Raw genomic sequence first — 20797 nt, 5'->3', positions numbered from 1 at the left:
TCACCGAGGGACCGCCGAGAGAGGGAAGGTCAGCCGCTCCAGGCCTTGGAGCACGCCTCTGGCCTGCTGAACGTCGATTGCCTTGCTGGCGATCTCCTTGCTCTTTTCCCGCGATGTCGCGCTGTCTGGAATGTATACGGAGACGATGAGTTGATGCTCGTCCGTACGCCCGGCGCCAAATGTGCCCGAGGCGTCCTTAATCAGGAACGCGCGCTGGCTCGGACTCGCTATGCTGAAGCTCGGGCCGAAAGATCCCGACACAGTCGTCGTGAAGGTCAGGGTGTCGATGAAAGCGCTCTCGCCAGTGTCCTTGAATACGGCCAGGTTGGTGCTCTCGTTGAGCCGCCAAAACGTGTCGATTATCTCTAATAGATTGAGAGATCCTGTTATCGGGTAGACATGATTTTCACCGAAATTCCGAAAATCTCGGAGACATCTCTCTCTGTTATTGACGATTAGATCCCACCAATTGTCTACGATCCGGAAGGTGCGGGAATCGTCTCTTATGCGGGTCGTAGTCAGGTTTATGCCGATTACGTCGGCCCCCGTCGCAAATGCTCGCGCCAAGGAAGATGCGCCGGATAGGTCGTTGTTTTCGTTCCCCCTGAGCTTGAAGTCCAGCGCGATTGACGCGTTAGAATATTTATCGATATGACTGAAGCTGCCGCCCTTCGCAAGTCGATCGAATTTTTTATCGCCTATTCTCTCTAAATTATTTCTGAGATACTCAGTAAGTTGCGGAGAGAAATTGGTGTACCTGATGTAGTCATAAATGACGTGCATTATGGCGGATCTAGCCTCGCATCTAACCTTATGAACGATGGCAAAAGTGTCGATCCGCGTAACATTTTCCGGAAGTGGACGGATGGTGCAGCCCGCCGTTTGAACGGCTAGAGCGCCGATGCAGCCCAGGCGCATAAGCCGGTCCAGTTTCATGGCGGCAGCTCAACTCGGCTGATCCGAGTTCTGCATGATGTGCATAGTCGTGCCAGAATGTATGTTGCTTGACGGCAACAATCGGCAGAGATCAAGCGCTCTCGTCTACACGCCGAATCTCGGCCTGGTCGCTCGCGCCTGGAGCGTCGACGGCCCGCGCCACGGCCCGCACCGCGATCGTACCCTCGCGCCCGTCGAGCTGCAGCTCGCGGAGCTCGGCATCGGGGCGGTAGCCGGCCGTCCGGTACACGGCCTCGGAGATGGCCGCCTCGACGCCGAGCCGCTTCGTCGCGCTCTGGAGCCGGGCGGCGACGTTCACGGGGTCCCCGATCGCCGTGAAGACGGGCCGGCCGCTCGCCCGCCCGCCGATCTCGCCGAGGATGGCGGTGCCGCAATGGACGCCGATCCCGAAGCGGATCGGCCCGCCCGCATCCGCGGCCATCAGACCGTTCAGGGTCGCGATCTCCCGGCCGACCCCGGCGGCCGCGGCCAGCGCCTCGCGCGCCGCACTCCGCGGGTCCGTGGCGAGGCCGAACAGCGCCAGCAATCCGTCCCCAAGGAACTGGTTGGGCACGCCGCCCGCCGCCAGGACGGCGCGCGAGACCGCGTCGAGGAAGCGGTTGATCAGGAAGACGGTGTCGAAGGGCAGATGGGTCTCGGCGAAGCGCGTCGAGCCGCGCATGTCGACGAACATGGCCACGACGAAGCGCTCCTCGCCGAAGGCGCTCACGATCCGCCGCGCCTCCAGCGGCCCGGCCCAGGGCGCGATCAGGGGCGCGACCTGGACGTCCCGTCCGGGGCGGAGCTGGCAGGCGAGGCGGACCTGCGGCCCGGCCTCGATCCGCTCCAGCACGCCCGCTTCGGCCGGGCTCGGCGGCGGCAGCTCGGTCGCGCCCGCGCCGAAGACCCGCACGCGGCAGGTGGAGCAGCGGCCGCGACCGCCGCAGACGCTCGCATGCGGGATGCGGCCGATCCGGCTCGCCTCCAGGACGCTCGTCCCGCGCGGCACCTCGACGGCCCGGCCATCCGCGTAGGTGACGCGCACGAGCCCGCGCCGGCGCTGGGCCACGTGCCGGAGCCCGCGGGCCGCGAAGGCGCCCGCGAGGGCGGCGAGAAACCCGTAGGCGATCGCGTCCTGCCAGCGCTCGAGGACCTCGATCCGTGCCGCGGCCTCGTCCGGGAGCGGGCCGGACGGGATGCCGTTCGCGGCCCGCCAGCCCTCGTCGGCCGCAAGCGCCACCACCTCCCGGCCGCCCTGGACGATGCCGAGCAGCGCGAGCAGCGGCACGAGAACGGCCGCGCAGAGCAGGACCGGCGCGATGGCCGGGAAGCCCGGCTTCAGCCGCAGCCAGAAGAAGAGCCCGATCGCGGCATGGGTCCAGGCGAGCAGGAGGCTGGCTCCCTGCCGCAGCCCCGTGCTCGGCGCGGCGACGAAATAGAGATGGAGCAGCTGGCTGTAGGTCTTGCCGTCGCCGTAGAGCTCGTAGCCGAGCCGCGCCGTGACGACATGCCCGGCGAGCAGGAAGGGCAGCGACAGGCCGATGCCGAGCTGCAGCACCTCGAGCGTCGTCCAGCTGTGGCGCGGGCGGGCATAGATCGACCACAGGGCGAGCCCCGCATGGATCGCCAGCGCGCCGTAGAGCAGCGTGCCGAGCCCAGGCAGGCCCCAGAACCAGGCCACCCAGTCGAGTCCGGCCTCCATGGCGGCGAGCGACAGGTTGCCGAGCGCATGGTTGAGGAAGTGGCTCGTCACATAGGCCAGGAGGACGAGCCCGCTGGCGAGCCGGACGTTGCGGACCGTGATGCGGCGCCGAACGGCGCCCCACACGACACGCGATCTCGCCCCGGCGCTCATCGGCTTGAGCTACACCGAAGGCGTGCCGGTGTCATCGAATGCGGAGTCACCACCCTGGCAAAGACGGCGCGGTTCGCCGATCATTCCGCCGACCGGCCAATCGGCCGGACGGAACGATCCATGCCTCTTCACATCGGCATCGTAGCCTGCTCCGCCGAAGGCGCGGCGCTCTGCTACCGGACCATCTGCGCGGAGGGCGCCGAACGTCTCGGGCCGCACGCGCATCCCGAAATCTCGATGCACACGCCATCCCTGGCCGAGTACATGGAGCCGATCTATCGCGGCGACTGGGAGGCCGTCGGGGCGCTCATGCTGGCCTCGGCCGAGAAGCTCGCCCGGATCGGAGCCGAATTCCTCATCTGCCCGGACAACACGATCCATCAGGCGATGCACCTCGTCGCGCCTCGCTCCCCGCTTCCCTGGCTCCATATCGCCGAGGTGGTCGCGGACGAGGCGCGGGCGCGCGGTTTCCGCCGGCTCGCGCTGACCGGGACGCAATGGCTCGTCGAGAGCGAGGTCTATCCGGCGGCGCTCGGGGCACGCGGGCTCGCCTGCATCCGGCCGGAGCCGGAGGAACGGGAGGAGATCAACCGGATCATCATGGACGAGCTCGTCTACGGGGTGTTCCGGCCGGAGGCGGCCGCCGCCTTCCGGCGGATCATCGGGCGCATGAAAGGGGAGGGGTGCGAGGCGGTGATCCTCGGCTGCACCGAGATCCCGCTCGTCGTGAACGACGACAACTCGCCCCTGCCGGTGCTCGATTCGACGCGGCTCCTCGCGCGGGCGGCGCTTCGGAAAGCGGTCGGCGGCTAGCCGGCGGGAGGCGGTCTCGACCGCTGCCGATCAGGCGAGGCTCACTGTCATTCCCGGCCGGAGGCGGCGGAGCCGCCGGAGGGGAAGGGAATCCAAGGGCGCCGCGCACCGGCGAGGTTGTCTGGATCCCCTTCCCGCCTGCTGCGCAGGCGCCGGGGATGACGGTGGAGCCGCCCTTCCCGCCTGCTGCCCGAGCGCCGGGGATGACAGGCGGCTTGACATTATTAGGAATATAGTCTAGATCGGCTTCGTCCTCTTCGCCGAGGGGCGCTCTCGCGAGGCGTCAACAGAGCGGAAGAGCTTGAATGGGCCGGAATGGGCGACAGCCCGAGCCGGCTGACGCGGCGCCTGCGGGCGGGTTTCGCGAACCCGCACTCGGGGAGCCGGACCAGCGCCGCCCTCCGGGTAATACGGCCCGGGCGCCAGTGCAGCATGGCTAGTGTTCTCTCGTCCGGCAACGGATGAGCGGGCGGAAGAGCGGCAGGTCCGGTCCAAAATCGCCGCCCGTGCCGGGGAAACCCGGACGCGGTGCTTGTCGTCTGGATCCCCTTCCCGGGCGCTCCGCGCCCGCCGGGGATGACGGGGCGGGCATCGCGGGGACGCCGAAAGGCTCCTCTAAAAAATTGATCGAGCGTTTCGGCGTCCCACGCCCCTCGACCAATTCAGCTCTTTGAAGTCGCCCGTCCTGACCGACCCCGCCCCGGGGACGGACGGCGCGTGGGCGGGTGACGGGCGCGCGCAAGCCGGGCTTCGCACCCGTACGCCAGGAGCCCTTGCGCCGGCACCGTGCTTGCACGTTATTGGGCGAGGATCTGACAAGGACAGCAACGATGCGCATCGTCACGACGCTCGGAGCGGCGCTGATCGCAGTCGCCGCCGCAACAGGGGCCCTCGCGCAGGGCAGGACGGTCAGGATCGCGACGGAGGGCGCCTATGCGCCCTACAACTTCACGGCGCCCGGCGGAAAGCTCGACGGGTTCGAGATCGAGCTCGCGGCCGAGCTCTGCAAACGGGCCAAGGTCACCTGCGAGATCGTGCAGCAGGACTGGGACGGCATCATCCCGGCGCTTCAGGCCGGCAAGTACGACGCCATCATGGCCGGCATGAACATCACCGAGAAGCGCGAGGCCGTGATCGACTTCTCGATTCCGTATGTCCAGGAGGCCGGCAGCTTCGGGGTCGCCAAGGACGGCCCGCTCGCCAAGCTCCCGGGCGACGGCCAGGTCTTCAACTTCGACAAGGACAATGCGGGCGCCGTGAAGGCGCTGGAGGCCATGAAGCCGATGCTCAAGGGCAAGACGGTCGGCGTCCAGGTCTCCACCATCCACTCGACCTTCCTCGACAAGTACCTGAAGGGCACGGTCGAGATCCGCGAGTACAAGACGACCGAGCAGCACGATCTCGACCTGCTCTCGGGCCGGATCGACGCGATCTTCGCCTCCGCCTCGGCGATCCGCGGCACCTTCGACAAGCCGGACTTCAAGGACTACACGCTCGCGGGCGCCCGCTTCTCCGGCGACGTGTTCGGGCGCGGGGTCGCGGTCGGGCTGCGCAAGGGCGAGCCGGCCTTGAAGAAGCTGTTCGACGAGGCGATCGCCTCCATGAACGCCGACGGCTCCCTGAAGGCGCTCTCGATGAAGTGGTTCAAGTCCGACATCACCATCAAGAGCTGACGTGCGGACCGCGATGAACCCTCCCCTCGAGGGGAGGGTGGCCGGCGCGAAGCGCCGGACGGGTCGGGCACGCTCCGTCCGGCGAATGCCCTGCCGCGCGACATCCCCCTCCAGGAGGAGCGTCAAGAGACCCGCATGACCTATCTCGAGCTGATGGGCTTCGGGCCGACCGGCTGGGGCCCGGCGATGCTGCGGGCTGCCGGCATGACGGTCGTGGTCGCCGTGCTCGGCTTCCTGGCCGGCGCCGTCTTCGGCTCGCTCGCCGCCTGGGCGAAGCTGTCGCGCGTCCGGCCCCTGCGCTGGCTCGCGGACGGCTACACGACCCTGCTGCGGGGCGTGCCGGATCTCCTCGTCATCTACCTCTTCTATTTCGGCGGCTCGGCCGCGCTCTCGGCGGTCGCCCGCATGCTCGGCGGCCAGGGCTTCGTCGGCGTCCCGGCGCTCCTGACCGGGGCGCTCGCGCTCGGGGCCATTTCCGGGGCCTACCAGGCGGAAGTCTATCGCGGCGCCTTTCTGGCGCTCGCCAGGGGCGAGCTCGAAGCGGCGCGGGCCGTGGGCATGCCTCCCGCCCTCATGTTCCGGCGGATCGTCGCCCCGCAGGTGCTGCGCTACGCCATTCCGGGCCTCGGCAACGTGTGGCAGCTCGTGCTGAAGGAATCCGCCCTCATCTCGGTGACCGGGCTCGTCGAGCTCCTGCGCCAGTCCCAGATCGGGTCGGGCTCGACGCGCGAGCCCTTCCCCTTCTACCTGACGGCGGCCGCGCTCTACCTCGCCATCACCACCGTCTCGACCTACGGCTTCGGCTGGCTGGAGACCCGGTCCATGCGTGGCGTGAGGCGGGCCTGATGGATCTCGCCTTCATGGCCGAGACCTGGCTGGCGCTGCTCGCCGGCCTGCCGCTCACGCTCAGGCTCGCAGGCTGGTCCGTGCTCTGCGGCGGGGTTCTGGCGCTCGTCCTCGCCCTGATGAGCCTCTCGCGCCACCCCGCCCTCGTCTGGCCGGCCCGGGCCTTCGTCTTCGTGTTCCGCGGCACGCCGCTCCTCGTCCAGGTCTTCCTCATCTATTACGGGCTCGGCCAGTTCCGCCCGACGCTCCAGGCCTGGGGCGTGTGGTGGTTCTTCCGCGAGGCCTATTGGTGCGCGCTCACGGCGCTCTCCCTGAACACCGCCGCCTATGCGGCCGAGATCATCCGCGGCGCCATCCTGTCCGTGCCCTACGGACAGATCGAGGCGGGCCGCGCCTGCGGCATGGGGCGCCTCACGCTGGCGCGTCGGATCGTCGGCCCGATCGCGCTGCGGCAGGCGCTGCCCGCCTATTCCAACGAGATCGTCTCGATGGTGAAGGCGACCTCGCTCGCCTCCATCATCACGCTGGCCGAGGTGACCTTCATCGCCCAGAAGCTGATCGCGCAGACCTTCCGGGCGGTCGAGATCTTCATCTGCGCGGGCTCGATCTATCTCCTCATCAACATCGCCGTGACCCGCGCCATCCTGGGCCTGGAATACTGGCTCTCCCCGCATCTGCGCGCCGCCCCGAGGGAGCCGCCCGCATCCGAGGCCGCCCATGCCTGAGCCGATCGTGAGCGCGACGGGCCTCCGCAAGCGCTTCGGCCGGCTCGAGGTGCTGAAGGGCGTCTCGCTCGGGGCCGAGCCGGGCGACGTGATCTCGATCCTCGGCGCCTCGGGCTCGGGCAAGTCGACCCTGCTGCGCTGCCTCAACCTGCTGGAGGTGCCGGACGAGGGGGAGATACGGGTCGCCGGAGAGAGCATTGCGCTGAGACAGGGCCGGCACGGCCGCGAGCCCGCCGACCGCCGCCAGGTCGAGCGGCTGCGCCAGCGCGTCGCCATGGTGTTCCAGAGCTTCAACCTCTGGAGCCACATGACCGTGATCGAGAACGTGATCGAGGCGCCGGTCCATGTGCAGCGCCGGCCCAGGGCGGAATGTCTGGCCGAGGCGGAGGCGCTTCTCGCCAAGGTCGGCATCGCCGACAAGCGCAACCACTACCCGGCGCATCTCTCCGGCGGTCAGCAGCAGCGCGCCGCGATCGCCCGGGCGCTCGCCATGAGGCCGGACGTCATGCTCTTCGACGAGCCGACCTCGGCGCTCGATCCGGAACTCGTGGGCGAGGTGCTGCGCGTCATGCGCCAGCTCGCGGAAGAGGGCCGCACGATGCTTGTGGTGACGCACGAGATGGGCTTCGCCCGCGACGTCTCGAGCCGCGTTCTGTTCCTGGAGGACGGCCGCATCGAGGCGGAGGGCACGCCCGCAGCCATGTTCGGCAACCCGGCTTCCGAGCGGTTCCGCCGCTTCGTCCAGGGCCGCGGCTGAGGCGCGGGGGCTATTGCTTCAGCACGGCCCGGAGCAGCGTCGTGATCTCGGTCACGGCGGTCTTCACGCCCTCGTCGCTCCCGCTCTCCTCCTTGAGCAGCGTCGCGGCATGGTCGATCCCGGCACTCAGGTGGTCCTGGAGGACGAGCAGCGACACCTCGCGCAGGGCCGCCATGATGGCGGTAGCCTGCTGCAGCTCCTCGCCGCAATAGCGGTCGTTCTCGACCATCTGCCTCAGGCCGCGCACCTGACCCTCGATGCGGGCGAGCCGGGACAGGATCGGCTGCTTCTCCTCCGGTTCGCGCCGGAGATAGAGCCGCCCCTCGGAGACTTCGTACTTCACCGGGCCAGCCCGCCTCTGCAGAGAGCCGGTCCGGCCGGTTCTATGCCGGGCCGCAGCCCGCCTTGCCTCATAATGCCCAAGAGCCCTCATCCTATGCCGGCCATGGCGGCCAGACCGCGATCGCGGAGTTGCGGCGGCCGCTCGCCGAAGAGGCCCACCGCAGGATTCGTCGGCGAACGACTGAACGCATCGCCGCCGTACAACTTACAGTTTTTTAATTTTTCCAACTCGAATGTGAACCAGCGCAGAACCGGATCGTCCAAGATCAGGGTAGACGGCTGGGCGTCCGGGAAATTCCGCCGGGCTGACCTCAACGCGCGGCTTCGTGATAGGAGGCGCGCCGCAGCCGCGTCGGCCCGCTTCTCCTTCACCACGATCCGATGGCCCCTCCTCTTCTCTCGCTTCAAGGCGTGGCGCTCACCTTTGGCGGCACGCCGCTCCTGGAGAGCGCCGATCTTTCGGTCGGGGCGGGCGACCGGGTCTGCCTCGTCGGCCGGAACGGATCGGGCAAGTCCACCCTGCTGCGGATCGCCGCAGGGCTGGTCGAGGCGGATCGCGGGGAAGTCTTTCGCCAGCCGGGCGCCACGATCCGTTATCTGCCGCAGGAGCCCGATATGGGTGGGTACGGGACCGTGCTCGCCTATGTCGAAGCCGGGCTTGGTCCGGGCGACGACCCGTATCGGGCGCAGTACCTCCTGGGCGAACTGGGACTGAGCGGCGAGGAAGACCCGGCCGCGCTCTCCGGCGGCGAGGCCCGGCGCGCGGCCCTCGCCAGGACCCTCGCTCCGGAGCCGGACATCCTGCTCCTGGACGAGCCGACGAACCATCTCGACCTGACCACGATCGAGTGGCTCGAAGCGGAGCTGAGAAGCCGGCGTGGGGCGCTTGTCCTGATCAGCCACGACCGGCGCTTCCTCACGAATCTGTCCCAGGCGACGGTCTGGCTCGACCGCGGCCGCACCCGCCGGATCGAGCGCGGCTTCGGCGAGTTCGAGGCCTGGCGCGACAGCGTCCTGGCCGAGGAGGAGGCGGAGCGCCACAGGCTCGACCGCAAGATCGCGGCCGAGGAGCATTGGGTGCGCTACGGCGTGACCGCCCGGCGCAAGCGGAACGTGCGCCGGATGGCGGCGCTCGCCGCGCTGCGCCAGACGCGCCGCACCGAGCGGCGAGCTGCCGGCGCGGTGAGAATGGCCGCAGCGGAGGCCGAGCAATCGGGCACGCTCGTGATCGAGGCGAAGAACCTTGCGAAAAGCTTCGGCGGGCGGCCCATCGTGGCTGACTTCTCGACCCGGATCCTGCGCGGCGACCGCGTCGGCATCGTCGGCCCGAACGGGGCGGGCAAGACGACGCTGGTGAAGCTGCTCACGGGCATGCTGGAGCCCGATACCGGCTCCGTCCGGCTCGGTGCGGCCCTGGAGATGGTCGCGCTCGACCAGCGTCGCGAGAACCTCGACCCGAACGACACCCTCGCCGAGGCCATGACCGAGGGCCGCGGCGACATGATCACGGTCGGGACCGAGACGCGGCACGTCATCGGCTATCTCAAGGACTTCCTGTTCTCGCCGGAGCAGGCCCGCACGCCCGTTCGCGTCCTCTCGGGAGGCGAGCGCGGTCGCATCATGCTCGCCCGCGCCCTGGCCAGGCCCTCGAACCTCCTCGTCCTCGACGAACCGACCAACGATCTCGATCTGGAGACGCTCGACGTGCTGGAGGAGATGCTCGGGGAATACGCGGGCACGATCCTTCTCATCAGCCACGACCGGGACTTTCTCGACCGGATCGCCACCTCGGTCATCGTGCCCGAGGGCAACGGTCGCTGGCTCGAATATGCCGGCGGCTACACGGACATGCTGGCGCAACGCGGCGCCGATCTCCTCGCCCGCCCGGCGGCGGCGCGGCCCCAGCCGAGACCGCGCGGTGAGGCTCCCGTCCAGACATCCGCCGCGCCGACCGCGAAAAGACGCCTCAGTTTCCACCAGCAGCATGCGCTGAAGACGCTGCCGTCCCGCATCGAGACGCTCACCCGGGAGATCGCTGCCCTGCAGGCCAAGCTCGCCGACCCGGAGCTCTACGCGCGAGATCGCGCCGCCTTCGACAAGGCTTCAGCCGCCGTGACGCAGAAGGCGGCGGAGCTGGAGGCTGCCGAGACGGAGTGGCTGGAGCTCGAGATCCTGCGCGAGGAGCTCGGCTGAGCCACCGCGGTCAGTCGGCGTGGATTCCGGCCTTGCGGATGATGGGCGCCCACTTGTCGACCTCGGCCCGAAGGTGAGATGCGAGCGCGGGCGGGTTCGCCTTGTCGGCCGGGACCGGCTGCATGCTGAGCTCCCCGAAACGCTGCGCCACTGTCGGGTCCTTCAGTGCGGCCTGAAGGGCCACGACCAGGCGTTCGACGACCGGCTTCGGCGTGCCCTTCGGGGCGTAAAGGCCGTACCATGTGGAGACCTCGAAGCCCGGCAGGCCCGCCTCGTCCGCGGTGGGCAGGTCAGGCAGCGTCGGCAGGCGCGATTTGGTCGTGACAGCATAGGCCCGCATCTTGCCCTCGCGGACATAAGGGGTCGGGCCCGTGGCCGGGTCGCACCAGAGATTGATCCGCCCGCCCATGATGTCGATCAGAGCCGGGCCTCCGCCGCGATACTGGACAGTGGTCATCTGGGTATCGAGCGTGCTCATCAGGAGCAGCCCGCACAGATGCGATGCGGAGCCGATCCCGGCATTGCCGAGCAGGACCTTCTCCCTGTGCTCCCTGATGTAGGCTGCGAGCTCGCGCAGGTCCCGGGGCGGAAAGTCGTTGTTCCCGACGAGGATCATGGGGACGTCGGTGACGAGTCCGATCGGCTCGAAATCGCCCACCGGGTCGTAGTTCAGCTTGCGGAACAGCGTGACGCTCGTCGCCTGCCCCACATGCATCAGGAGAACGGTGTATCCGTCCGGAGGAGCGTTCGCGACCTTCCCCGTGCCGATCGTTCCGCCGGCGCCGCCGACGTTCTCGATCACGACCGTCTGGCCGAGATTCTGGCCCATAGCGGAACCGAGGATGCGGCCGATGACGTCCCCCGGGCCGCCGGCCGCAAATGGCACAACCATCGTGATGGGACGTGAGGGAAACGTGTCCGCCAGGGCTGGAGATGCCCACAGCAGGATCGCACAAGTGACCGCCAGCAATCGCCTCAAGGCGTCCTCCCAACTCTGATTGTACGATCAGCTTACTGTCTTACAATCTGGACGCAACGGGGCCTGCGCCGGCGGGGCGCGTTGACCTTGACCCAAGGGGGGCCTTAGCTACGGGTAAGTTCGTCCGCCTGAGGGCTTCACCATGTACAAGGCCACGACGCAGGGCATCCGGGTCTGCGTGGAGCCACGCTTCGTCGAAGAGGAATCCCAGCCGGAGAAGCGCAAGTTCTTCTTCGCCTACAGGGTCGAGATCACGAACATGTCGACCAAGCGGGTACAGCTCCGTTCCCGGCATTGGCGCATCATCGACGGGGACGGCAACATCCACGAGGTGCGCGGCGCCGGCGTCGTCGGCGAGCAGCCTACGCTCGGGCCCGGCGAGACCTTCACCTATACCAGCGGCTGTCCGCTCACGACGCCGGACGGCACGATGCAGGGCTCCTACACGATGCTCGCCGATACCGGGGAGACCTTCCGGGCCGAGATCCCTGCCTTCTCGCTCGACAGTCCCTTCGTGAAGCGGGCGATCCATTGAGGAACGCGCCTTGACCGGCGCCGCTGCGGGGCGGCGCTACACGACGCTGGAGATGCTCGAGCGGCTCGTCGGGTTCGACACCGAAAGCTCCAGGTCCAACATTCCGCTGATCGATTTCGTGGCCGAGTACCTCGCCGGCTGGGGCGTGCCCTTCTGGCGCGTACCGAACGCCGCAGGCGACAAGCAGGCGATCTTCGCGACGGTCGGTCCGGCCGATCGTGGTGGCATCCTCCTGTCCGGGCATACGGACTGCGTCTCGGTGGAGGGCCAGGATTGGACCGCCGATCCGTTCCGGCTCCGGGTCGAAAGCGGCCGGGCGCATGGCCGCGGCGCCGTGGACATGAAGGGCTTCGATGCGCTCGCGCTCGCTGCGGTACCGGATTTCCTGGACGTTGAGCTGAAGACCCCTATCCACATCCTCCTATCCTATGACGAGGAGACGACCTGCCTCGGAGTGGCCGATGCCATCGCTCGGTTCGGCTGCGACCTGCCGCGGCCGACAGCCGTGATCGTGGGCGAACCCACGAGCCTTGATGTGGTCGACGCACACAAGAGCGTCGCGACCTTCGTGACGACCGTACATGGCTTCGAGGCGCATTCGGCCAAGCCCTATCTCGGCGCCAATGCCGTGATGGTCGCGGGCGAGCTTCTCGCCGAGCTAAACCGCCTGGCGGACGAGATGATGGAGCGTGGCGACCCGAGCGGCCGCTTCGACCCGCCCTACACGACCGTCCATGTCGGTCGGATCATGGGCGGCACCGCGCGCAACATCCTGCCCAAGCTCTGCTGCTTCAACTGGGAGTTCCGCGGCCTGCCGGATCTCGATCCGGCGGAGATCCCGACACGCCTCGAGCGGTTCGCCACCGCGGCGGCGCTTCCCCGGCTGAACCGCTTCGGCGAGTTCGGCCGCATCGAGACCGTGCGCGAGGTGCTCGTGCCCGGTCTTGCCCCGGACCCCGGTTCGCCGGCCGAGACCCTCGCCAAGCGCCTGACCGGCCGGAACGGCACCGTGACCGCTGCCTATGGGACGGAGGCTGGCCGTTTCCAGGAGGCGGGTATCCCGACCGTGGTCTGCGGCCCGGGCTCGATCGACCGCGCCCACCAGCCGGACGAGTACATCACGCTCGATGAACTCGCGGAGGGCGAGCGTTTCATGCGTAAGCTCGCGGAGCTTTGTTCCGGGTAGGGCGGGAGCCGGCTCCGCCCCGTCCTTACCCGGCGATGGTCTCGCGGCGAGATGCCGAGGATCAGCCACTCGCATTTGACACCGCCCGCAACCACAATAGATTCACGTGCGAGCCGCCCGGCTGGGCGGCTTCTTTGTTTTCCGGTTTGCGCAACCACCCACGGAGGCCCACGTGTCCTCGCCTCAGCCCTCGTCGATCCTGCCGACCTACGCCCGTTCGAACCTGGTGTTCGAGCGAGGCGAGGGCGCCTGGCTGATCACCGGGGACGGGCGACGCGTGCTCGATTTCGGCGCCGGAATCGCCGTGAATGCCTTGGGCCATGCCCATCCGCATCTCGTGGAAGCGCTGACGAGTCAGGCCCAGAAGGTCTGGCACATCTCCAACCTCTACCAGAATCCGGAAGGCGAGCGGCTGGCGAAGCGCCTGACCGACGCGACCTTCGCCGACCTCGTCTTCTTCTCGAACTCGGGCGCGGAGGCGCTCGAGGCCTCGATCAAGATGGCCCGGAAGTACCACTCGGCGAACGGGCAGCCGGAGCGCTACCGCATCATCACCTTCGAGGGCGCGTTCCACGGCAGAACGCTCGCGACGATCGCAGCCGGCGGCCAGAAGAAGTACCTGGATGGCTTCGGCCCCAAGGTCGAGGGCTTCGACCAGGTTCCGTTCGGGGACGACGCGGCCCTGAAGGCGGCGATCGGCCCGGAGACGGGCGCCATCCTGATCGAGCCCGTCCAGGGCGAAGGCGGCATCCGGCCGGTTCCGACGGAGCGGCTCCGCGCGCTGCGCCAGCTCTGCGACGATCGCGGCCTCCTCCTCGTCTTCGACGAGGTGCAGACCGGCGTCGGCCGCACCGGCAAGCTCTTCGCGCATGAATGGGCCGGCATCTCGCCCGACATCATGGCCGTCGCGAAGGGCATCGGCGGCGGGTTCCCGATGGGCGCCTGCCTTGCGACAGCCGAGGCAGCCAAGGGCATGACGGCGGGCACGCACGGCACCACCTTCGGCGGCAATCCGCTTGCCATGGCGGTCGGCAACGCCGTGCTGGACGTGGTGCTCGCCCCCGGCTTCCTGGAGCACGTCCAGCAGATGGGACTGCTCCTGAAGCAGCGTCTCGCCGAGCTGAAGGACCGGCATCCGGCGGTGATCGCCGAGATTCGCGGCCAGGCTCTGATGGTCGGGATCAGGACGCATATCCCGAACACCGACCTCGCCAAGGCGGCCGAGAACGAGGACCTGCTCCTCATCACGGCGGGCGACAACGTGGTGCGCCTCCTTCCGCCGCTCATCATCGGCGAGGCCGAGGTCGCGGAGGCCGTCGGGCGCATCGATCGCGCCTGCCAGAAGCTCGAGGACGAGATGCGGCAGCCGCTGAAGGGAGCCGCGGAATGACGAGCGGCCATCCGAGGCATTTCCTCGATCTCACCGATTTCTCGGGCGGCGAGCTGCGTGAACTCCTCGACCGCAGCGCGGCCATGAAGCGCCGCCGCCGCAAGGGCGAACCGCCCGCCGATCGACCGCTCGCCGGCAAGGTCCTGGCGATGATCTTCGACAAGCCTTCGACCCGGACGCGGGTGTCCTTCGACGTCGCCATGCGCGAGCTCGGCGGCGAGGCGATCGTGCTCACCGGGCAGGAGATGCAGCTCGGGCGCGGCGAGTCGATCGCCGATACGGCGCGGGTCCTGTCGCGCTACGTCGACGGCATCATGATCCGCATCCTGGAGCACGGCACGCTGCTCGAGCTTGCCGCGAACGCGACCGTGCCCGTCATCAACGGTCTCACGAAAAGCTCGCATCCGTGCCAGATCATGGCCGACGTGCTCACCTTCGAGGAGCACAAGGGTCCGATCCGCGGCCGGACGATCGCCTGGTCCGGGGACGTGAACAACGTCCTCGCCTCCTGGATCCACGCCGCCGGCCGGCTCGAGTTCAAGATCAACGTCGCGGCACCCGGCGAGCTCCTGGCGCGGCACGACCTGAGGGCCTGGGCCGCGAAGACCGGCGCGGAGATCGAGCTCACGGGCGACCCCTTCGCGGCGGTCCGCGATGCCGACGCCATCGTGACCGATTGCTGGGTCTCGATGGGCGACGAGAACGAGACGAACCGCCACAACCTGCTCGCTCCCTATCAGGTCAACGGCAGGCTCCTCGGCGCGGCGAAGCGCGATCCGATCTTCATGCATTGCCTCCCTGCCCATCGCGGCGAGGAGGTGACGGACGAGGTCATCGACGGGCCGCGCTCGGTCGTCTTCGACGAGGCCGAGAACCGGCTCCATGCTCAGAAGGGCATCTTGGCCTGGTGCCTGGGGGCGTCCGCCTGATGAGCGAGGGCCGGCTCGAAGGTGCCGACGACGTCGTTCTCCCCTTCGCGGTCGAAGGGCTGGACGTGCGCGGTCGGGCCGTCCGGCTCGGCCCCTCGCTCGACCAGCTTCTCGCGCGCCACGCCTACCCGGACGCGGTGGCGCGGGTGGTCGGCGAAGCCTGCGCCCTGACCGTCCTGCTCGGCTCCTCGCTCAAGTTCGAGGGCCGGTTCCAGCTCCAGACGAAGTCCGATGGCCCCATCGACATGCTGGTCGTCGATTTCGACGCGCCGGACCGGATCCGGGCCTATGCCCGGTTCGATCCGGAACGGCTGGCCGAAGCCTCAGCGAACCCCCGGACTGGCGAGCTCCTGGGCCAAGGCATCCTGGCCATGACGATCGACCAGGGCGCCGATTTCAGCCGCTACCAGGGCGTCGTCTCTCTCGAGGGGCAGGGCTTCGAGGAAGCCGCACACCAGTACTTCCGGCAGTCCGAGCAGATCCCGACGCGCGTCCGGCTCGCGGTGGCCGAGGAATTCCACGAAGGCGGGCGCTCGTATCGGGCAGGCGGCATCCTCGTGCAGTTCCTGCCGTCCTCCCCCGAGCGCGCCCGGCAGGCGGACCTCCATCCCGGCGACCTGCCGGAAGGCCGCGAGGCGCATAGCCTCGACGAGGACGACGCCTGGGTCGAGGCGAAGGCGTTCGTCGATACCGTAGAGGACCACGAGCTCGTCGATCCGGGCGTCTCGAGCGAGCGGCTCCTGTATCGGCTCTTTCACGAGCGCGGCGTACGGGTCTTCGAGAGCCAGGCGGTACGCGAGGAGTGCCACTGCTCGCGCGAGCGCATCATTCGGATGATGCGCAACTTCTCCGCGGACGACCGGCGTCACATGGTCGGCGACGACGGGCGCATCGGGGTCACCTGCGAGTTCTGTTCGCGGGTCTACGATCTGGACCCGGCCGAGGTCGAGGCGGAGGTCGCCGGCGAGCAGGCGGGCTGAGCCGTGACGGAGGGCGCCGCGGATCGCGAAGGCGAGGTCCGGGCCGCCTTCGCCCGGCAGGCCGAGTGGTGCGCCGCGCTCGGCTCGCCGTTCACGAGCCTCCTGTGCGGCCTGCTCGGCCGCAGGCTCGACCAGGGCACCGCGATCGGACGTCGCGTGCTCGGCTGGCCCGGCCGGCCCGACGCGCTGCACGATTCGGTTCCGCTCCGGCTTTGCGCCGCTCTGCACGGCCTGGTGCGGGCAGGCAGCGCGCCGGACCTCGCCGCACTCTACCCGCCCAACGCGGTTCCCGCCCCGGAGCGGCTCTGGACGGCTCTGCTGCAGGCCATGCGGGAGGCCGAGGCCGAGCTGCTTCCCTGGCTCGACCTGCCGCCGCAGACCAACGAGGTCGCCCGCTCGGCCGTGCTGACGGCCGGCCTCGCCGTCATCTCTGCCGAAGCGGGCCTGCCGCTCTCGCTCCACGAACTGGGCGCCAGCGCCGGCCTCAACATGCTGCCCGACCGCTACGACATCCGGCTCGGAACGCGGCGCTACGGCGATCCGGCGTCTCCCGTAAAGCTCGCGCCGGACTGGCAGGGCGACGACCCGCCCTCGGCCAAGCTACGGCTCGCGCGCCGTCAGGGCGTCGATATCCGTCCGATCGACATCGCGGACGAGCGCGCCCGCAGCCGCCTCCTCGCCTATGTCTGGCCGGACCAGCCCGATCGACTGGCCCGGCTGGAGGCGGCGCTCGCGCTCGCGGCGGCCGATCCACCCCGGGTGGCTCCCGGAGATGCCGCCCTGTGGCTCGAGGAAAACCTCGGCGGGCGCGCGGAGCCGGGCATTGCCCGGGTGATCCTGCACTCGATCGCCTTCCAGTACTTCCCGCGCGAGACGCAGGAGCGAATTGTCAGGCATATCGAGACCGTCGGCTCGGCTGCCACGGCCAACGCCCCGATCGGCTGGCTGCGCTACGAGGTGGAGGGAACGACCGGGTCGCCGAGCTTGCGCCTCCGGCTCTGGCCGGGCGGGCGGGACCGCCTCCTCGCTCATGCCGACCCGCATGGGCGCTGGCTGCGCTGGGTGACGTGAAGGTCCGGCGGCGGTTGGCCGCCTTGGCAAGCGCCCGTCCGCCCTCTAGCTGACGGCCGGGATCGAAGGTGTCCGTCCATGTCTCCGCGTGCGCGCCGGCTGGCGCTTCCCGTCCTTGCTCTCGTCATCGGCTTCGTCGCCCTCGGGACGGCCATCTACGTCACGCTCCTGCCTCGCGGCGGCTCGACGGTCTCGATCGGCGGCCCCTTCGCCCTCGTCGCGGGCGATGGAAAGACCGTCACGGACCGCGATCTGCGCGGCGCCCCATATCTCGTCTTCTTCGGCTTCACCCATTGCCCGGATGTCTGCCCGACCAAGCTGTTCCAGCTCTCGGAAGTGTTCCGGGCCATGGGCGACAGAGGCAGGGATGTCCGCGCCCTTTTCATCACGGTCGATCCCGAGCGGGACACGCCCGAGATCATGAAGAGCTACGTGTCCAGCTTCGATCCGCGCATCATCGGCCTGACCGGCGACCCGGCGGCTATCGACAAGGTCACCCGCGACTTCCGCGCCTATGCCAAGAAGGTGCCGACCAAGGACGGCGACTACACGATGGAGCACACCTCCCTCGTGTACCTCATGGGCAAGGACGGGCGGTTCATCGGCGCTTTCAACCTGGAGCGCCCCCCGGAAGAGGCGGCGAAGGACCTGTTGCAGCGGATCTGAGGAGGACGAAGCCTCCGGAGAGATCGTCTTGGCACCCGCCCGCCCCGTTCACCCCGGCGCGGCGAAGAGTTGCACTCACGTCCGGTCGCTCAGGCGCCGGCCGGTCGGGCCGCAATGGATGGGGCGAGGGGAATTCGTCCCGGAGCGGCGCGGTAGGAGCGGTTGCCCACCTCGGGTGCACCCCGGAGCCGGCCGGAACAGCCGACCAGCGTGCGCCGGCGGGACCGGACGCTTGATTGCGCCACTACTCGGGATGTTCACTCGCTGTTCTTGACGGTTCCCGCCCGGAAGCTACGATCCTCTTCGGGCGGCTCGGGGCAGGTTTAGGCATGGTTGCGCGCGTCTCGACCGTCGCGTTCGAGGGCATCGAGGGGCGCGCGGTCGACGTCCAGGTGCAGATCTCGGCCGGCAACGTCGCCTTCAACGTGGTGGGCCTGCCCGACAAGGCCGTGGCGGAGAGCCGCGAGCGCGTCCGCTCGGCGCTTATCGCCTCCGGGCTTGCGCTCCCGGCCAAGCGCATCATCGTCAACCTCGCGCCGGCCGACCTGCCCAAGGAGGGCTCGCATTACGACCTGCCGATTGCGCTCGGCATCATGGCCGCGATCGGAGCCATCCCGGCAGATGCGCTCGCGGGATACACGGTGCTCGGCGAACTCGCGCTCGACGGCTCGATCACGCCGGTTGCGGGCGTGCTTCCGGCCGCCATCGCGGCGAATGCCCGTGGCCACGGGCTGATCTGCCCTTTCGCCTGCGGGCCCGAGGCCGCCTGGGCCTCGCAGGATGCCGACATCCTCGCGCCGCGCTCGCTGATCCAGCTGGCAAACCACTTCAAGGGCGACCAGGTGATGGCGCGGCCGGAGCCGGCCGTCGCGCCATCCTCCGGCCCCTTGCCTGACCTGCGCGACATCCGCGGCCAGGAAAGCGCCAAGCGCGTGCTCGAGATCGCGGCTGCGGGCGGGCACAACCTCCTGATGAGCGGTCCTCCCGGGGCGGGCAAGTCGATGCTGGCGCAGCGGCTCCCGTCCATCCTGCCGCCGCTCTCGCCGCGCGAGCTGCTCGAGATCTCGATGATCCAGTCGGTCGCGGGGCAGCTGCAGAACGGCGCCCTGTCGAGCCGGCGGCCCTTCCGCGCGCCGCACCACTCCGCCTCCATGGCGGCGCTGGTCGGCGGCGGCATCAATGCGCGGCCGGGCGAGATCTCGCTCGCGCATCACGGCGTGCTGTTCCTGGACGAGCTGCCGGAGTTCCAGCCGGCCGTGCTCGACGCGCTGCGCCAGCCGCTCGAGACCGGCGAGGTGATGATCGCGCGGGCGAACCACCGGACCACCTATCCGGCGCGGGTGCAGCTCGTGGCCGCCATGAATCCCTGCCGCTGCGGGCACGCGACCGACCCCGGCTATGCCTGCCGCCGGCAGCCGAATGACCGCTGCATGGCGCAATACTCGGCCCGCATCTCCGGCCCGCTGCTCGACCGCATCGATCTCGCGATCGAGGTGCCGGCCGTGACCGCGGCCGACCTCATCCTGCCGCCCGCGTCGGAGGGCTCGGCCGAGGTGGCGGCCCGCGTAGCGCGGGCGCGCGATCTCTCCGCTCGACGTTATGCTGCGCTCGGGCTCGAAGGCGTCGCCACGAATGCGGCCTGCCCGGGCTCCGTCCTGGAGGAGGTGGCCAAGCCCGACGAGGACGGCCTCCGCCTGATCCGGGAGGCGGCGGATGCGATGCGCCTCTCAGCGCGCGGCTTCCACCGTATCCTGAAGGTGGCGCGCACCCTCGCCGATCTGGACGGAGAGGCGCGAGTGCGCCGGATCCACCTCGCCGAGGCGATCTCCTACCGTACGGCATTGGACCGTCGTCCGGTCCCTGCCTAAGGCGGGGGTTCACGGCCTCGCCAGGCGGAGGAACCCGCTCGGACGCCACCGGTTTGCGCTCGTATCCATCAAGTACGGAGCCGGCCCATGTTCCTTCGCGTCGACAAGCTGCAGATCGAGCTGCCTCCTCCCAAGAAGCAGGACCCGAACGCGGCCGCTGCGCTGCAGGAGCTGCTCGGCGGCAAGTACGGTGAGATGTCGACGCTCGGGAACTACATGTTCCAGAGCTTCAACTTCCGCTCGAAGCACAAGCTTCGTCCCTTCTACAGCCTCGTCGCCGCCATCACGGCCGAGGAGCTCGGCCATGTCGAGCTCGTCTCGAACGGCGTCGCGATGCTGAACAACGGGCCCGATACGGGCGCGGAGGATGCAGGCGACGGCGGCGACATCTCGGACGCGCCCTTCGCCGACATGAAGGACATCCGGCTCGCGGCCGCCTTCCTGTCGGGCGGCGGCGGCGCGATGCCCGTCAACAGCAACGGGCATACCTGGAACAACGACATGATCACCACGACCGGCAACGTGGTGCTCGACCTGCTGCACAATTTCCACCTCGAATGCGGGGCGCGGCTGCACAAGCTGCGCGTCTACGAGACCCTGTCCGACCCCACGGGACGCGAAGTCTGCGGCTACCTCCTCGTGCGCGGCTCCGTCCACGCCCATGCCTATGCGCTGGCGCTCAAGAAGATCACGGGCGTCGATATCGAGCGGATGCTTCCCGTCCCGAACATCCCGCTCGGCAACATTCCCGAGTGCCAGAAATACCTGGAGGAGGGCTCGCACCGCCGACTCTACACGTTCAGCCCGAGCGATTATCGCGAGATGTCGGGCATCTGGGGCAATGGCGAGCAGGCGCTGCCGGATGATCCGCCCGGGGAGCTCATCGTCGTGGACGGCATGCCGGAGGGCGGCAAGATCCAGCAGCTCACAGGCGTTCCGTCCGCCTTCACGCCGGACTACGCGCCCGAGGAGATGTTCGAGATCGCGACGAGGCTCTACAAGGCTTCGCGCTGACCGGGGCGCGGGCGGCCGCGATTGCCGGCCGCCCATCAT

General features: G+C 68.9%; 20 protein-coding genes. 15 read left to right on the top strand and 5 right to left on the bottom strand.

Going from position 1 to position 20797, the window contains the following annotated elements; genetic code table 11:
• Together HJG44_RS18470 and HJG44_RS18465 are read right to left on the bottom strand one after the other, a co-directional pair.
• A complete protein-coding gene (locus HJG44_RS18470; RefSeq protein ID WP_171219791.1) occupies nucleotides 1-936 on the bottom strand; it encodes a hypothetical protein in 936 nt (311 codons plus the stop codon).
• 91 nt (nucleotides 937-1027) lie between these two features.
• Nucleotides 1028-2764, bottom strand: a complete 1737-nt coding sequence (locus HJG44_RS18465; protein ID WP_346767203.1) for an adenylate/guanylate cyclase domain-containing protein — start codon at nucleotides 2762-2764, stop codon at nucleotides 1028-1030.
• A 147-nt stretch (nucleotides 2765-2911) separates the two neighbouring features.
• On the opposite strand from HJG44_RS18465, the gene HJG44_RS18460 reads away from it, so the two are divergent.
• The 5 genes from HJG44_RS18460 (at nucleotide 2912) to HJG44_RS18440 (ending at nucleotide 7605) form a co-directional block, all read left to right on the top strand.
• Nucleotides 2912-3604 (top strand): aspartate/glutamate racemase family protein, encoded by a 693-nt coding sequence (locus HJG44_RS18460; RefSeq protein ID WP_171219789.1) that lies wholly within the window; start codon nucleotides 2912-2914, stop codon nucleotides 3602-3604.
• Nucleotides 3605-4434: 830 nt separating this feature from the next.
• Nucleotides 4435-5277, top strand: coding sequence for a transporter substrate-binding domain-containing protein (locus tag HJG44_RS18455; protein WP_171219788.1), 843 nt, complete (start codon nucleotides 4435-4437; stop codon nucleotides 5275-5277).
• A gap of 135 nt (nucleotides 5278-5412) precedes the next feature.
• Complete coding sequence (locus tag HJG44_RS18450; RefSeq protein WP_246736348.1) at nucleotides 5413-6123, top strand: ABC transporter permease; 711 nt, start codon at nucleotides 5413-5415, stop codon at nucleotides 6121-6123.
• Complete coding sequence (locus tag HJG44_RS18445) at nucleotides 6123-6848, top strand: ABC transporter permease (protein WP_171219787.1); 726 nt, start codon at nucleotides 6123-6125, stop codon at nucleotides 6846-6848. The genes HJG44_RS18450 and HJG44_RS18445 overlap by 1 nt, the downstream gene beginning before the upstream one ends.
• Entirely contained in the window at nucleotides 6841-7605 is a 765-nt protein-coding gene (locus HJG44_RS18440; protein ID WP_171219786.1) for an ABC transporter ATP-binding protein, read from the top strand. The genes HJG44_RS18445 and HJG44_RS18440 overlap by 8 nt, the downstream gene beginning before the upstream one ends.
• 10 nt (nucleotides 7606-7615) lie before the next feature.
• Here HJG44_RS18440 and HJG44_RS18435 read toward each other — a convergent pair whose 3' ends face one another.
• Together HJG44_RS18435 and HJG44_RS18430 are read right to left on the bottom strand one after the other, a co-directional pair.
• Nucleotides 7616-7948 (bottom strand): metal-sensitive transcriptional regulator, encoded by a 333-nt coding sequence (locus tag HJG44_RS18435; RefSeq protein ID WP_346767202.1) that lies wholly within the window; start codon nucleotides 7946-7948, stop codon nucleotides 7616-7618.
• 86 nt (nucleotides 7949-8034) lie between these two features.
• Nucleotides 8035-8322 (bottom strand): hypothetical protein, encoded by a 288-nt coding sequence (locus HJG44_RS18430; protein ID WP_171219784.1) that lies wholly within the window; start codon nucleotides 8320-8322, stop codon nucleotides 8035-8037.
• 6 nt (nucleotides 8323-8328) lie between these two features.
• Here HJG44_RS18430 and HJG44_RS18425 point away from each other — a divergent pair, with 6 nt between their 5' ends.
• A complete protein-coding gene (locus HJG44_RS18425; protein ID WP_171219783.1) occupies nucleotides 8329-10140 on the top strand; it encodes an ABC-F family ATP-binding cassette domain-containing protein in 1812 nt (603 codons plus the stop codon).
• 10 nt (nucleotides 10141-10150) lie between these two features.
• Here HJG44_RS18425 and HJG44_RS18420 read toward each other — a convergent pair whose 3' ends face one another.
• Entirely contained in the window at nucleotides 10151-11032 is an 882-nt protein-coding gene (locus HJG44_RS18420; protein WP_171219994.1) for a tripartite tricarboxylate transporter substrate-binding protein, read from the bottom strand.
• A gap of 229 nt (nucleotides 11033-11261) precedes the next feature.
• Between HJG44_RS18420 and apaG the strand changes: the two genes are divergently transcribed.
• The 9 genes from apaG to HJG44_RS18375 all read left to right on the top strand — a co-directional run bounded on the left by apaG (nucleotide 11262) and on the right by HJG44_RS18375 (nucleotide 20758).
• Complete coding sequence (gene apaG / locus HJG44_RS18415) at nucleotides 11262-11654, top strand: Co2+/Mg2+ efflux protein ApaG (RefSeq protein WP_171219782.1); 393 nt, start codon at nucleotides 11262-11264, stop codon at nucleotides 11652-11654.
• Nucleotides 11655-11664: 10 nt separating this feature from the next.
• Entirely contained in the window at nucleotides 11665-12840 is a 1176-nt protein-coding gene (gene argE, locus HJG44_RS18410; protein ID WP_246736347.1) for an acetylornithine deacetylase, read from the top strand.
• A gap of 172 nt (nucleotides 12841-13012) precedes the next feature.
• Nucleotides 13013-14230 (top strand): acetylornithine transaminase, encoded by a 1218-nt coding sequence (locus tag HJG44_RS18405; protein ID WP_171219781.1) that lies wholly within the window; start codon nucleotides 13013-13015, stop codon nucleotides 14228-14230.
• Nucleotides 14227-15159: an ornithine carbamoyltransferase gene (gene argF / locus HJG44_RS18400; protein ID WP_171219780.1), complete on the top strand. Its 933-nt coding sequence runs from the start codon at nucleotides 14227-14229 to the stop codon at nucleotides 15157-15159. Before HJG44_RS18405 ends, argF begins: the two co-directional genes overlap by 4 nt.
• On the top strand, nucleotides 15159-16139 hold the full coding sequence (locus tag HJG44_RS18395) for an Hsp33 family molecular chaperone (protein WP_171219779.1): 981 nt from the start codon (nucleotides 15159-15161) through the stop codon (nucleotides 16137-16139). Before argF ends, HJG44_RS18395 begins: the two co-directional genes overlap by 1 nt.
• Nucleotides 16140-16142: 3 nt before the next feature.
• Complete coding sequence (locus tag HJG44_RS18390) at nucleotides 16143-17210, top strand: DUF2332 family protein (protein WP_171219778.1); 1068 nt, start codon at nucleotides 16143-16145, stop codon at nucleotides 17208-17210.
• 78 nt (nucleotides 17211-17288) lie between these two features.
• Nucleotides 17289-17876, top strand: a complete 588-nt coding sequence (locus tag HJG44_RS18385) for an SCO family protein (protein WP_171219777.1) — start codon at nucleotides 17289-17291, stop codon at nucleotides 17874-17876.
• Nucleotides 17877-18205: 329 nt separating this feature from the next.
• Nucleotides 18206-19744, top strand: coding sequence for a YifB family Mg chelatase-like AAA ATPase (locus tag HJG44_RS18380; protein ID WP_171219776.1), 1539 nt, complete (start codon nucleotides 18206-18208; stop codon nucleotides 19742-19744).
• An 87-nt stretch (nucleotides 19745-19831) separates the two neighbouring features.
• Nucleotides 19832-20758, top strand: coding sequence for a manganese catalase family protein (locus tag HJG44_RS18375; RefSeq protein WP_171219775.1), 927 nt, complete (start codon nucleotides 19832-19834; stop codon nucleotides 20756-20758).
• The last annotated feature ends 39 nt before the right edge of the window (nucleotides 20759-20797 follow it).

The sequence above is a fragment of the Enterovirga aerilata genome, from assembly GCF_013044135.1.
In the GTDB taxonomy this organism is placed as follows: domain Bacteria; phylum Pseudomonadota; class Alphaproteobacteria; order Rhizobiales; family Beijerinckiaceae; genus Enterovirga; species Enterovirga aerilata.
Note: the sequence above shows the minus strand (reverse complement) of the source record. Positions and strands in the feature narration are given on the sequence as shown.

Coding starts and splice junctions, on each gene's coding strand:
- HJG44_RS18460 (WP_171219789.1), top strand. CDS start 2,912: ATGCCTCTTCACATCGGCATCGTAGCCTGCTCCGCCGAAGGCGCGGCG.
- HJG44_RS18375 (WP_171219775.1), top strand. CDS start 19,832: ATGTTCCTTCGCGTCGACAAGCTGCAGATCGAGCTGCCTCCTCCCAAG.
- HJG44_RS18440 (WP_171219786.1), top strand. CDS start 6,841: ATGCCTGAGCCGATCGTGAGCGCGACGGGCCTCCGCAAGCGCTTCGGC.
- HJG44_RS18470 (WP_171219791.1), bottom strand. CDS start 936: ATGAAACTGGACCGGCTTATGCGCCTGGGCTGCATCGGCGCTCTAGCC.
- HJG44_RS18420 (WP_171219994.1), bottom strand. CDS start 11,032: ATGGTTGTGCCATTTGCGGCCGGCGGCCCGGGGGACGTCATCGGCCGC.
- HJG44_RS18385 (WP_171219777.1), top strand. CDS start 17,289: ATGTCTCCGCGTGCGCGCCGGCTGGCGCTTCCCGTCCTTGCTCTCGTC.
- HJG44_RS18425 (WP_171219783.1), top strand. CDS start 8,329: ATGGCCCCTCCTCTTCTCTCGCTTCAAGGCGTGGCGCTCACCTTTGGC.
- apaG (WP_171219782.1), top strand. CDS start 11,262: ATGTACAAGGCCACGACGCAGGGCATCCGGGTCTGCGTGGAGCCACGC.
- HJG44_RS18455 (WP_171219788.1), top strand. CDS start 4,435: ATGCGCATCGTCACGACGCTCGGAGCGGCGCTGATCGCAGTCGCCGCC.
- argF (WP_171219780.1), top strand. CDS start 14,227: ATGACGAGCGGCCATCCGAGGCATTTCCTCGATCTCACCGATTTCTCG.
- HJG44_RS18445 (WP_171219787.1), top strand. CDS start 6,123: ATGGATCTCGCCTTCATGGCCGAGACCTGGCTGGCGCTGCTCGCCGGC.
- HJG44_RS18395 (WP_171219779.1), top strand. CDS start 15,159: ATGAGCGAGGGCCGGCTCGAAGGTGCCGACGACGTCGTTCTCCCCTTC.
- HJG44_RS18380 (WP_171219776.1), top strand. CDS start 18,206: ATGGTTGCGCGCGTCTCGACCGTCGCGTTCGAGGGCATCGAGGGGCGC.
- HJG44_RS18450 (WP_246736348.1), top strand. CDS start 5,413: ATGACCTATCTCGAGCTGATGGGCTTCGGGCCGACCGGCTGGGGCCCG.